At 38.6% G+C, this 13,521-nt stretch carries 11 protein-coding genes; 6 read left to right on the top strand and 5 right to left on the bottom strand.

The window, feature by feature from the left end; translation table 11 throughout:
• The first annotated feature begins 105 nt into the window (after positions 1-105).
• Positions 106-1,500 (top strand): TrkH family potassium uptake protein, encoded by a 1,395-nt coding sequence (locus tag MF1_RS01695; RefSeq protein WP_161510325.1) that lies wholly within the window; start codon positions 106-108, stop codon positions 1,498-1,500.
• Positions 1,501-2,659: 1,159 nt separating this feature from the next.
• Here the strand turns inward: MF1_RS01695 and MF1_RS01690 are convergent.
• The gene (locus MF1_RS01690; protein ID WP_014924310.1) at positions 2,660-3,718 is read right to left on the bottom strand and encodes a glycosyltransferase family 4 protein; all 1,059 of its coding nucleotides are present in this window, start codon (positions 3,716-3,718) and stop codon (positions 2,660-2,662) included.
• A gap of 6 nt (positions 3,719-3,724) precedes the next feature.
• Positions 3,725-4,198 (bottom strand): transcription elongation factor GreA, encoded by a 474-nt coding sequence (gene greA / locus MF1_RS01685; protein ID WP_011179637.1) that lies wholly within the window; start codon positions 4,196-4,198, stop codon positions 3,725-3,727.
• 284 nt (positions 4,199-4,482) lie between these two features.
• Between greA and MF1_RS01680 the strand changes: the two genes are divergently transcribed.
• The 3 genes from MF1_RS01680 to MF1_RS01670 all read left to right on the top strand — a co-directional run bounded on the left by MF1_RS01680 (position 4,483) and on the right by MF1_RS01670 (position 9,787).
• Complete coding sequence (locus MF1_RS01680; RefSeq protein ID WP_042995426.1) at positions 4,483-4,863, top strand: SH3 domain-containing protein; 381 nt, start codon at positions 4,483-4,485, stop codon at positions 4,861-4,863.
• Between the two features lie 250 nt (positions 4,864-5,113).
• Positions 5,114-7,387, top strand: a complete 2,274-nt coding sequence (gene uvrB / locus MF1_RS01675; protein ID WP_014924311.1) for an excinuclease ABC subunit UvrB — start codon at positions 5,114-5,116, stop codon at positions 7,385-7,387.
• 1,686 nt (positions 7,388-9,073) lie between these two features.
• Positions 9,074-9,787 (top strand): BA14K family protein, encoded by a 714-nt coding sequence (locus tag MF1_RS01670; protein ID WP_161510324.1) that lies wholly within the window; start codon positions 9,074-9,076, stop codon positions 9,785-9,787.
• A gap of 74 nt (positions 9,788-9,861) precedes the next feature.
• Here MF1_RS01670 and MF1_RS01665 read toward each other — a convergent pair whose 3' ends face one another.
• The gene (locus MF1_RS01665; protein ID WP_161510323.1) at positions 9,862-10,515 is read right to left on the bottom strand and encodes an MBL fold metallo-hydrolase; all 654 of its coding nucleotides are present in this window, start codon (positions 10,513-10,515) and stop codon (positions 9,862-9,864) included.
• A 152-nt stretch (positions 10,516-10,667) separates the two neighbouring features.
• Here MF1_RS01665 and MF1_RS01660 point away from each other — a divergent pair, with 152 nt between their 5' ends.
• The gene (locus tag MF1_RS01660; protein ID WP_014923850.1) at positions 10,668-11,372 is read left to right on the top strand and encodes a response regulator; all 705 of its coding nucleotides are present in this window, start codon (positions 10,668-10,670) and stop codon (positions 11,370-11,372) included.
• 7 nt (positions 11,373-11,379) lie between these two features.
• Complete coding sequence (locus tag MF1_RS01655; RefSeq protein WP_011179132.1) at positions 11,380-12,720, top strand: ATP-binding protein; 1,341 nt, start codon at positions 11,380-11,382, stop codon at positions 12,718-12,720.
• Positions 12,721-12,774: 54 nt separating this feature from the next.
• Here the strand turns inward: MF1_RS01655 and MF1_RS01650 are convergent, their stop codons facing one another.
• Entirely contained in the window at positions 12,775-13,275 is a 501-nt protein-coding gene (locus tag MF1_RS01650) for a type III secretion system chaperone family protein (protein WP_011179131.1), read from the bottom strand.
• Between the two features lie 18 nt (positions 13,276-13,293).
• The gene (locus tag MF1_RS01645) at positions 13,294-13,461 is read right to left on the bottom strand and encodes a hypothetical protein (protein WP_244614191.1); all 168 of its coding nucleotides are present in this window, start codon (positions 13,459-13,461) and stop codon (positions 13,294-13,296) included.
• Between the last annotated feature and the right edge of the window lie 60 nt (positions 13,462-13,521).

The raw sequence follows: 13,521 nt of genomic DNA, 5'->3' as shown, positions 1-13,521 counted from the left end.
ATAAACACAAAACCGTAATAAAAATAGATACAGAGATAGGGAACAACCATTTTTCAATTTATTATCAATGTTTGTGCACGTTTTGCATTAATCATGGGAGGAGCAATGCTTTTGCCAATTTTGGCCGATTTACACGACAGCAACCGTAATTGGATAACCTTTGTCTGCTCTTGCGCCATGACCACTATATTAGCAACGCTGATTCTTCTTGCAACCAAAGGTGCTACCTGTCGTTTTTCGGCACGGCTTGGCTTTATGCTCACTGTTTGCCTTTGGTTAACAGGAAGCGTCGTCGGCGCCTTACCTCTTTATCTTTCCCATCTCCCAATTTCTCTAGCAGGAGCAATCTTTGAATCCGTCTCTGGGATTACAACCACAGGCTCTACAGTGATCACAGGTCTTGATAATTTATCTCGAAGTATTTTATTATGGCGTTCTATCATATGCTGGATTGGGGGCATTGGCTTTATTGGTTTAGCCTTATTGCTTTTGCCTTCGCTGCGTGTTGGTGGAGTGCGGCTTTTTCATATGGAATCCTCAGATAAATCTGAAAAAATATTGCCCCGCATCAACCAGATTGCCAATGGAATTATCATAGCTTATGTTGGGCTAACACTTGCCTGTATGCTCTCTTATTTTGCTTCTGGCATGAGCTTATTTGACGCTATCAATCATGCAATGAGTACAATAGCAACAGCTGGTTTTTCGACCCATGACGCCTCTTTTGGTTATTTTTCTGATAAACCAGCTATTTTGATTATTTCAACAATCTTCATGTTGCTCTCTGCTTTACCCTTCGTGCTTTATGTTAAACTAGTGCTTCCGGGCCACTCCAAACGCTTTATTGACCCACAAGTGATCGTTTTTCTCAATATTGTTTTTCTCTTTAGCTTTGCTTTAGCAGCATGGTTGCGTTTTCATGATCATCGCGCTTTCCACTGGATTTTTCTTGATGTCATTTTTCACCTTTCATCTATCATTAGCACCACTGGCTATAGCGCTGAAGATTATCAACTTTGGGGGCCTTTTGCGCTTGGGATTTTTTTCATTGTTTCTTTTACGGGTGGATGTGCTGGCTCTACCTCTGGCGGCATGAAAATTAATCGCTTAATCATCCTTTGGCGTATTACACAAACAAATATAGCGCAACTTCTCTCTCCTAATGTCGTGGTAAAGGCTCACTATGATCACTCAAATATATCGAGCGATGTTGCTAAAGCAATTTTGTTTTTTGTATGTCTTTATATGTTCTGTCTTATTATCGGCACGGCACTTTTGCTTATAACTGGTCTTGACTTTACTTCTGCCTTTACCGGCGTCTTAACCGCTCTTTCAAATATTGGCCCAGGTTTTGGAGACATTATTGGTCCTACTGGCAATTTCTCTACAATTAATGATAATGCCTTATGGATTTTGAGTTTTCTGATGCTCGCTGGACGTCTTGAAATTATAACCATCTTCGTACTTTTTATCCCCGCTTTCTGGCGTGAACAATTTTAATGAATGGCGTTTGATTTTTGTAATGATAAGAAATTTATAAGATAAATAAAAAAATGAACAACACACGTTGTAAAAGTTAACCTTTATTCAATTGATTAAAGAATTTTTAAAAAGCTTCAAACGATCGGTTACCTGAGCAATACAAAATCCGAACCCTGCACCATCTTTATCTTTCTGGGACGCATCAGTCATTTGAAATAGATGTGATTCACCACGATCTCTCAAGTATCACTCAAGAGCTTTCAAATCAGTCAAAATCTTATAACACTTTTATTCAGTCTTTCTTGCCAAAAATGGAACTGATGATAAAACATGTTATATATATCGTACGAATAGTCTTTGTCATTAAAAAACATAGCGGTTTTCTTGTAAAATGTCTTTTCTATTAAGCACCACCTCTTTATACTTATTGAAGGAAAATTGGGCACCATCGTTATATTTACCAGCTCCCAATGTGCCCCATCTGCTCTTATTAAGACGGTTTACAAGAGGCATATTGCCTCTTTTCTCAAGGCTTTTTATCCACACATCAATCTCTCTTATGATGTGCAAGAAAACGGTTTTTTCGATTCATTATAAGATGAGGTCGAAATGAAAAAATTTTATATTGTATTCGGAACTTTAATTCAATATGCAAAATGATGAATTATCTTTACTAATCAATATATTATCATTACAGTGCACCTGATATGAATTTTTATTATTGAAAAATTCACGACTACTTTCACCATTAGTGCAATACGAAAAGCTTAACAATCCGTTTTCATAGAAAGAGCACCAGACTCTATTTTCAAAGAAGGAAAGTGTCTTATTGCTTTGCCCATATACACTTGGTGCAACACTACCAAAGTTCATCTAAAATCCTTGAACTTTGAATGCATTAATTATAGTACTCTTTTCTGCTCCCCAAAGATTTTTGGAGTAAAAATAACTAATCCCATACCTGCGGCATTTATCACAATCCCCTCCATCATTCTAAGATGTATGAACTTCCGTTTTTTTATCAAAAATTTTAAGAATTTAGCGTTTTATCACATCAAAGACATGTAATTTTGTAAAATAACATTTGTATTTACTTAGCATTTACTTGAACTATTTATTTATAAAAAGCTTTAAAATAGTGCATTCTATCTACTTTTCAGAAGGGTTTTGGAGCATATTAAAGTGTTTTTTCCGCAAACATTGTCTCGTAAATACTCCCAATTTCTGCTGCTTCTTTTTCCAAAGGAAAGTGGGTACGAACATGCGCTAAAGCTTTTTCTCCTGCTACCAATGTTTTTTCTAAATCAGCAAAATAAGGCTCAATCGCTTCCGTTAAAGCTACTCCATCTCCGGCTTGAACGACTGTTCCTGTTCCCTCTACCACCAATTCTTTAAAAATTCCCACATCACTTGTCACAACAGCTGTCTGTGACGCCATTGCCTCCAAGGGTGTTAAACCAAAACCTTCCAGACGAGAAGGTGTCACATAAAGCGACAGACGACGATACCACAAAGGTGTATTGAGCACTTCACCAAGAAAAATAATGCGATTATCCAATCCAGCTTCAGCAATCTTCTGGCGTAATTTTTTTTCAAAATTATAATGTTGCTCTGTTGTCCGACCAGCGATAAGCGCTGTCCATTCAGGATAGCGTGGCAATAATGCTATCATTGCATTCACAAACAAATCAGTGCCCTTTAAATAGCGCACACGTCCGAAACACCCTACCGCATACTTTCCTGGGAAACCAGACGAAGAAAAGCAATCATCAAGAGTTTTCGGTGGTGAAAAACGCCTAACATCCACCCCATGCATGACAACCTGATGAGGCACCTCTAGATAGGTTCCCGTACATACACTAGTAGCAATAACCTTATCCATACGACGAATCAACCATTTGGTAAACGGTTTATGATGGCGTTGAGAGGCCGATGTAAAGAGGAGTTTAAGCTTCATTCGTAAAATATCGCGCAAAAAAACGCCACAAAGCATCTCAATATTGCGCCGTGCATGCCAAATACGAAATGGCTTACCCACCGGACTCTTCCAAAGTTCAAAAAGATCCTTAAAAGCAAGAGCTGGTAAATTTTTCGGTAACCCAAACCCCAAAGTGGATATATGTATACCCTGCTTTCGCTGTAATGGAATAAGCTGAATAACGGTCGAGGTTACGCCCGATAAGCGCTTTTTAAAGTGAGGAGCAATAACCTCCGTCTCTTTTAAAGACATACGCATAATAGTTTAGATATACTGAACTTTAATAATCTCATAATTATGCGCACCACCCGGTGCATTCACTTCAATCACATCCCCCTCTTGCTTGCCAATAAGTGCACGTGCAATAGGTGAAGAAATAGAGATTTTACCTGTTTTTACATCAGCTTCCTGATCACCAACGATCTGATACACTTTTTTCTCTTCAGTATCCTCATCCAAAAGCTTGATAGTGGCTCCAAATTTAATTTTGTCACCTGAAAGACGCGAAACATTAATAACTTCCGCCCGCGCAATATAGTCTTCAAGCTCATTTATACGCCCTTCATTATAACTTTGCGCCTCTTTAGCAGCGTGATATTCGGCGTTTTCTGAAAGATCACCGTGCGCACGTGCCTCAGAAATTGCTTCAATAATCCGTGGACGCTCCTCTTGTTGTCGCCAACGCAATTCTTTTTTAAGACTTTCAAAACCAGCTGTAGTCATCGGAACTTTTTCCATAATCCGTCCCTTTCTGTTACACGGAAGGTTTAATAAAAACAGAAAACGGCTCCCAAAATTACTTTTGGAATCCGAAAATTATAATTGTTTTATTATATAGTACAGCATCCCTATTTTCCATACAAAAATAATAAAGGGATACGAAGCATTCACCGATTATATTTAGAAAACTGTCATATTTTTAGGCTTAAAATATACAATTACGCTCCTAATCATCAAAAGCCGAAAGCAGAAACAGTTGTACTTTTTTCTGTTTTAGCATAACCTAACAGAGGAGATCTTGTATGAAAAGAGAAGGAAGGGAAATCTCTATAGAAATTCTCTACAGAAAAATGAAAAAATTAGTAATTTTTTTTATGTTTGTCTCTTTCTTTCTTACCACAACAGTATCCGGAGCGGCGGATGCCTTTGTCACAAGAAATCTTAATTTTAGAACGGGACCAAACACTCAGTGTGCACTTCTTGGTTTAATTCCCGCAGGGGAGTTGATAATTATTCAAAGCTGTAAAGGGAACTGGTGCCAAATCAGATATAATGCCCAAACAGGTTGGGTATCATCTCGTTACCTCTCATTTAAAGATGGAAATGATCTTTATCACACATATACAGTGCGTTCGATAACAAATCACAGTACTTACTGTCATTCTCCACAACAACTGTGGTGAATATTATGGATAAAATAGTCTGTTGAACATCATCATAGTGCAAACAAAATGTTGGATACGAACAACTACAAATGTCATCATACCCAAAAACACTCAAGAAAACTCCTCAAAGAGTGAACAAAATGCCCTATGAAATATCCAGTACACCGGAACAAAACCACTAAGTAACATTTTACCATTATCGCGATTAAGTTGTAAACTTAGTATTTCCTTCAAAAACACAAGCACTTTTTTATCAAAGGATGCAGCAATGAAAAATGGTGTCACAGCAACAGTGGAAGCACTTTCTGCACTGATTGCCTCAGACAATCCATTTTTTAAGAATGGCGCATTATGGGCACCCCATCGCCCTGTCCGTCCTAAAAAATCTGAAGGTGGCATTCCATTGCAACTTGAAACATCCTTTGAAGCTGCGGGAGATCAACCTCAAGCAATTAAAACTTTGGTTGAGGGAATTGAAAAGGATGAACGTACGCAAGTGCTTTTGGGTGTTACAGGTTCGGGAAAAACCTATACAATGGCCAAAATTATTGAAAAAACACAACGCCCTGCTCTAATTTTAGCACCAAATAAAACGCTAGCAGCCCAGCTTTACGGAGAGTTTAAAAGCTTTTTTCCCCATAATGCTGTCGAATATTTTGTCTCTTATTACGATTATTATCAGCCGGAAGCCTATGTTGCACGCTCTGACACTTATATTGAAAAAGAATCCTCCATAAATGAACAAATAGACCGTATGCGCCATGCTGCAACACGCGCTGTACTTGAACGTGATGACGTTATTATCGTCGCATCTGTGTCCTGTATCTACGGAATTGGTTCGGTAGAAACTTATACTGCCATGACCTTCCAAATAAAAAAAGGAGATCGGCTCAATCAACGGCAATTACTGGCTGATTTAGTTGCTCAACATTATCATCGACAAGATATCAATTTCATTCGTGGTTCCTTTCGTGTGCGAGGAGATACAATCGAAATTTTCCCTGCCCACCTTGAAGATCGTGCTTGGCGTATTTCATTGTTTGGTGATGAAGTGGAAACGATTACTGAATTTGATCCTCTAACAGGACAAAAAACAAGTGACCTTCAATTTATTAAAATTTATGCCAATTCACACTACGTAACACCGCGACCGACATTAAATCAGGCAATAAAATCAATCAAAATGGAACTTGTTCAACGCCTTGATGAATTAAACGCAGCTGGGCGTCTTTTAGAAGCACAACGTTTAGAACAGCGTACAATTTTTGATTTAGAAATGTTAGAAACGACCGGCTCATGCCCCGGTATCGAAAATTATTCACGTTATTTAACGGGACGAAAACCCGGTGAACCACCACCAACCTTGTTCGAATATATTCCAAACAACGCTCTTGTTTTTATCGATGAAAGCCATGTAACCATTCCCCAAATTTGTGGTATGTACCGCGGTGATTTTCGACGAAAAGCGACCTTAGCAGAATATGGATTTCGCCTCCCCTCCTGTATGGACAATCGTCCCTTACGCTTTGAAGAATGGGATCTCATGCGCCCGCAAACTATTGCTGTTTCTGCAACGCCTGGACGCTGGGAAATAGAACAATCCCATGGTATTTTTGTTGAACAAATTATTCGCCCAACAGGACTCATTGACCCACCAACAGAAGTTCGTCCAGCCAGCACTCAAGTCGATGATGTTGTGAACGAAATTCGTAATACAATTCAAAAAGGCTACCGTACATTGGTGACTGTCCTAACCAAGCGTATGGCTGAAGATTTGACAGAATATCTCCACGAACAAGGTATTCGCGTACATTATATGCATTCTGACATTGATACATTAGAACGTATTGAAATTCTTCGCGATCTACGGCTTGGTGCTTTTGATGTCCTTATCGGTATCAACTTACTGCGAGAAGGCTTAGATATTCCAGAATGCGGTTTTGTTGCCATTCTAGATGCAGATAAAGAAGGCTTTTTGCGCTCCGAAACTTCGCTCATACAAACGATTGGACGCGCTGCCCGCAACGTAGATGGCCGAGTTATACTTTATGCAGATACAATCACGGGCTCCATAGAACGAGCCTTGCAAGAGACACAAAGACGTCGACAAAAACAGATAGCCTACAATGAAGAGCACCATATTACACCAACCAGCATCAAAAAAAATATCAGCGATATTCTCAATTCAGGAAGCAAAAATGATCGTCCTCATACCAATATCTCTGATTTTGTTACACAAAACAGCAGAGCTGGCAATAACTTAGCAAAGCATATTCAATATCTTAAAAAATCAATGCATGAAGCAGCAGCTGATCTTAACTTTGAAGAAGCAGCGCGGCTTCGTGATGAAATCAAACAGCTACAAAAAATAGAACTCGCAACCACGGAAGATCCTTTAACACATCATAGCGAACAATCCATCCATAAGCCCATGATAGAATCAAGTCTTTTTGCCAAAGCAGATCTCAATCACATGGCACCAAGCAGGGACACCGGCATTTTGGAATATCAAAAGACAAAGAAAAACTCCTCTAACAAATGATCTAAAAATCTCAAGCCGTTCAAAATAAATCTTAGCCCCTTTAAAATCCTGATAAGATGCCCCCAAAACAGCGCTATCCGATAAAATGGATTCTCTCTAAACATCAATGATGCTCCAATTGAACTAAAAAACAACGTAAGAAAAAAATTCTACAAGAAAATGCTCCCAATATTTTCTTTTTAAACAATCTTGTCACCTTCAAACATGTTACCAAACAGCTGAAAACTATAAAAACTCTCCAAAAATATTTCTAAACTCTTAGTTCTGTACAAATAACTCTCTAATTCAGAGCGCGATTAAAGCATAACTAAGAATCCCATAAAAAAGCAGCCTTTTATCCCATTTAAGGAGATACGTTTGAAATATTCGCATTTATTAAAAGTAACTTCCATAAAGTGGCGTTCTCTGGAAAAATGTTCAACATCGTCATGTACTGTCCTCTTGTTTAAGCAGAAAGGAAAATGACAGAAAAACAGTCTTGCTTCCTCACTCCTTCTCTTTGCTACCTTTGAACATAACCATTCTCAAAATAACTGATGTATTTTCACCACTATCAATAAGCTAAGCTGCTTGAGCAGCGTCATGTCTGCTCTCTGTCGTCAAGAAAAAATGTAAAGCTTGACGCACAGCATCCATCACAATATGACCTTTCGTTATCAAATCTTGGCTCACTTTTGCCAACACTGCCCTTTCATGCTGATGTTCTCTATAGTCCTGCTCAACAATCTATAACTTCCAGCACACAGATGTATCTGAGAAAAGGTGATATCCTTCTCACAGCTTCACCATCATAACCTATAGTTCTTGAAAAGCATTACCAAAACCAGTTGTGAGGATTCCTTTCTGACACCAGATTTCATAACTCTTAGCGATGAAGGCTCCACCTTTATCTTGAGGGGTAAAGCAAATTCTTGCCTTTGAAACTCCGTTTTAAAATAAAATGAACATCTTCAATAAAACGATGGGTAAAATTTCCAGCCCTCATACAATCTGAAAGACTTAGCCTCCATAAACGGTCAATCCTTTGCCAATCCTTGATTAGCTACTGAGGCCATACTTCTTCCCCGTAACACTGCTGTTCTTAACAAATGGGACGTGACCATCACTCTACCTGCTTCTCTCGTTTAAATTAAATGCATATAGAACCTAAAGCAGAAACAACAAATAACGAGAAGGTTTCCATATATCAAATATATCAAAAACTCCCTGCATACAGTGATACAATGTATAGCCTCATTTTTATGAGCCGTCCTTTCCAAAGCAATCAAAAAAGCAACACTCTATAGCTCAAACAAGTTAAATAGGATCTTATCATAATACCATAAACCTATGATGACAGATGCAATATCTGTTGTTCGTGCCTGTTATGCAGGTTCAAAGTCTTATGAGAGCATGTGATGCACGAAAATAGTATTTCATGTAGAATTTAACTGCCATGGTAAAGATCAGAAACTATAAAGACACACTTTTAAATTAATCTGAATAGAGTATATTTTTTTAATTAGATTTTTCCCGATTTTGTTCTGTAATTTTGTAATTGATTTTTGTTCTATAAGTTTGTAATTAATGCTTAGCTAACTGATGTTTTTACTCGTTGTGCCAAAATAAAGTCCAAAATCGTTCAGGCTTTATTCAGTTTGGTAGGGATAAGATGTGAACAATATGAACTTACAGAAGAGTATCACTATGAAAAAATTTACTAAGTTAACGGTATTATCAGCAATGTCAGCTGTAACCGTTTTTATGCCATTAGGCACAACGCTTGCGGATACAAAATGGAGTTATGGTGAAGATATTACAAAGACAATGAATAATATGAAAAAGGAAATGGGAAGTATGAGGAAAGAAATGAAGATGAATTTCCCTTCTCACCGTTTTAACATTCATTCTTCTAATGATTATAGCTCCCGTTCTGTTCTTGAAAAGCATCAACCTTATTATACTTCTTATAATCAACACCGTCATCATGTTGAGCATCAAAGGAGAGAACATAATAATTATCATGTTGAACACAAAACACATCGTTATGTCGAACGCAAAAAGATAACACACCGTCATATATATGAACATCATGTGACTAATAATAACAACTCAGGAGATGCTTTAGCTGCAGGTATTCTCGGCCTTGCCGCAGGTGCAGTTCTCGGCAATGTTCTAAAGAAACCAGAACAGCCACAGATTGTTTATCAAGGAGTTCCGCAAGTTGTTTATCAACAGGTCCCACAAAGTCAAATAATTTATGAAGTTCAATCCACGGCAAGATATAAGCCACTCCAACAACCATGGGCAGATGATTGGCTTCAATATTGCAAGAAAAAATACCGTTCCTTCAACCCTAAAACAGGTACTTTTCGCGGCTATGATGGTTTGGAGCACATTTGTTATGCGCCATTAAGTTAATTTCTGTTACGTTCTGGTGAATCCTTGTAAAGAAGTCTTAAATGGCAGAAAAAAGTGTTCCGATGTCTGTTTTTTCATTCATCCATTAAACCTTGAAGGAAAGGATTCCATTGGCGCTCATAGCCTAGTTGGCTTTCTGGACCATGGCCACAGATGAAACGAACGTCATCACCTAAAGGCAAAATTTTTTCTCGAAGAGATTTCATTAATTCTTTATGAGAACAGAATGGAAAATCTGTACGTCCAATAGAACCACGAAAAAGCACATCCCCTAATAAGGCGAATCGTTCTTTTTCATTAAAATAAATGACATGGCCAGGCGAATGTCCTGGCGTGTGAAGAACATGAAACACATGTCCAACAAAATGAACGTTATCGCCGTCTTCTAACCATTGGTCAGGAATACAAGTGCGTGCGTCAGTAATGCCGTAGTTTTTTGCGCTTTCGCTGACAGAAGCCATGACAGGTTTATCATCGCGATGTGAACCAATAATTTTAACATTAAGTGCCTCTTTAGCTTGCATTGCTGCGCCCACATGATCAAAATGACCGTGTGTTATCCAAATAGCTTCAACAATAATACCAGTCTTCCGGATCACTTCTTGAATTCGAAACCAATCACCACCAGGATCAACTAAAACACCCACTTTTTGTTCATTATCAAAAAGCAGAGTACAATTTTGCTGAAAAGGTGTAACCGGAATAATATGTGTCCTCAAGCTAGTCATGATATTTTTCTCAAAAGTAAAATTCTTTTCACGCTTATAAGTAACACTTTTTTCATTCCCTTTATAGAATAAAATAGCCTGCTCGACAGCTTTATGCAACTTATGTAAACTTGAATTTTTTAGAAACTAAATTTTTTTCAAGGTTCTGAAGAATGACCGATCACATTCAAGTTTTAAGTGACAATGCACCACACCTTCTTGTGATTGATGACGACACCCGTATTCGCAATCTTTTATTTCAATTTCTCCTTAAAAATGGATTTCGTGTTTCAGTCTCTGCCAATGCCGATGAAGCAAGACGTCAACTTGCAAACTTAGATTTTGATCTTCTTATAATTGATGTTATGATGCCCGGCGAAAACGGCATCGATCTTACCCATTCACTTCGTCAAAAAAAAGATGTTCCAATTCTTATGCTTACAGCTTTATCGGAGATAGACAGCCGTATCAATGGATTAGAAGCAGGTGCAGATGATTACCTCGCTAAACCGTTTGATCCGCGTGAACTTTTACTTCGTATTAATGCCATTTTACGACGTGGTTTTCCACTCAACCAACCAAAAATCGAGCAAATAGTTTTTGGACCTTATATATTTTCAATTTCACGGCGCGAGCTCAAAAAAGGAGGAGAAGTTATTAAATTAACCGATAAAGAACAAAAAATGATGGTTATCTTTGCCGAAAATGCAGGGGATATAATTCCACGCCATAAATTTGCAACGGATGATAGCGATATAGGTGAACGTGCCATTGATGTACAAATCAACCGTCTCCGTCGTAAAATCGAAAAAAATCCAGCAACCCCTATATGGCTCCAAACCGTGCGAGGAATAGGTTATAAACTCTCAGTTGAATAAGCGCATAATGATCGAACCCTCAAAAAAATTTGTCCGATGGTTAACCAAGAAGATGCCTAAACGGCTTTATGCCCGTTCTTTGATCATTATTATTGCTCCTATGGTACTCCTGCAAACAGTAATTGCTTACGTCTTTATGGAACGCCATTGGCAAATGGTAACCGAGCGTCTTTCAACCGCTGTTGTTCATGATATTTCGGCCATCATTGATATCATTGAAACATATCCACAACAAGATAACTATGAAGATATCAAGCGTATTGCACAACAACGCATGGGATTAAACATTTCTCTTCTACCACCTGCTCCCCTTCCCCCTCCAGGACCAAAACCATTTTTTGCAATTCTTGATTATTTTTTAAGTGAAGAAATCACTCGCCAAATTAACCGCCCTTTCTGGATTGATACAGTGGGAGATTCTGATCTTGTCGAAATCCGCATCCACCTTGGTCACAACATCTTGCGCGTCTTTGCACCACGCAGCCAAGCCTATGCTTCCAATACCGGTATTTTTTTAAGTTGGATGGTAGGAACAGCTCTTGTTTTATTACTTATAGCGATTTACTTCTTACGCAACCAAATCAAACCGATTCAACAATTGGCTGAAGCAGCAGAAAGTTTTGGGCGCGGTCGTCCTTTACCAGAAGGATTTCAACCACAAGGAGCTGATGAAGTCCGTCGTGCTGGCATTGCTTTTTTACGCATGCGTGAACGTATTGAACGTCAAATCGAACAACGCACCATGATGCTTTCGGGCGTAAGCCATGATTTAAGAACCATTCTCACACGTTTTAAACTTCAGTTAGCCTTAGCAAATACTGACTTTGATACTAATCTGCTTGAGCAAGATGTAAGTGACATGCAAAATATGTTAGAAGACTACCTTGCTTTTGCCCGCGGAGAAGGCAGTGAAAGTGTTAAAACGTTTGATTTAAAGGCTCTTATGCAAAAATTCTCCGCCGATGCTCATCTCCACAAACGTCAATTTTCCTATATCATTGAAGGCCCTACAGAGATACAAGTACGCCCACATGCCTTCACCCGCCTCGTCAACAATCTTGTATCAAACGCATTTTGTTACGGTAATACCGTCAAACTAACAGCCACATCTCAGCAAGAATCTTTTATATTGACAATCGACGATGATGGACCTGGAATTCATAAAACTATGCGTACAGAAGTCTTTAAGCCGTTCTTTAGACTCGATAAAGCACGAAATCAAGACGCAAGTGGAACAGGGCTTGGACTTTCTATTGCCCAAGATATAGCACGTAGCCATGGTGGCAACATTCAATTAGATAAGAGCCCTCTAGGGGGCTTGCGCGCTATTATTGATATCCCCCTATAAGCAATATTCCAAAAATCGTCTATAAGGAAAAAAACGCTAAACAAACTTAACGATTTAAGCATTCCCTACAGTTTCGAACAAAGTATATTGCAGTGCCTTGTAGGCGCTTTCCCCAGACCAAGCAACCATCTGAAATGCAACATAATGGCTTTCACAGACTTTAAGTGCATGTATCAACAACGTTTCAACCTGAACATGAGATGGATGCACCCCCCCTGCCAGAAGAAGTCCCTGCCGATAAATAACCGAATTATTCCCTTGCCAGTAATCAAAATGGCCCAGCAATAGCTTTTCATTAATTGCCAATAATAAGCGATGCATTTCCGCTGTTCGAGCATTTTCAATAGAAAGATCAAATGCACAAGCTAAATGAAGAGCCTCTTGCTCTTCCATCCATGAAAAAGCAAGACGATAATTTGCCCGTTTTCCTTCCACACAAACACTAATTTCATCTTCTGCATCCCGCTCAAACGACCAATCGTATTTACAGGCAATCTGTTCGATAAAATCAACAGGATGCTCTTCTCTTTCTGTGGCGCAAAATGCAAACCTCATCATTAACCCTCAATAATATTAAACGTTGTCAACAGAACATAAACCACCTAAACTGTAACAACATTTTGCTACAACCAAAGCCTTTACACCAAACAAATACACATTAAAAACATCGACAGCACACAGTACCCGGAATCCAATAATGCTTCCTGCGGCAATATGCTTGATAATAATAAAACGAATCATCAAGCCTTTTCAGTGTATTGATACAATCTCACGGCGCTAGCCCCTTGATTCAAAAAAAGT

The organism is Bartonella quintana, from assembly GCF_009936175.1.
Taxonomy (GTDB): domain Bacteria; phylum Pseudomonadota; class Alphaproteobacteria; order Rhizobiales; family Rhizobiaceae; genus Bartonella; species Bartonella quintana.
This window is presented reverse-complemented; position numbering and strand designations above follow the sequence as displayed.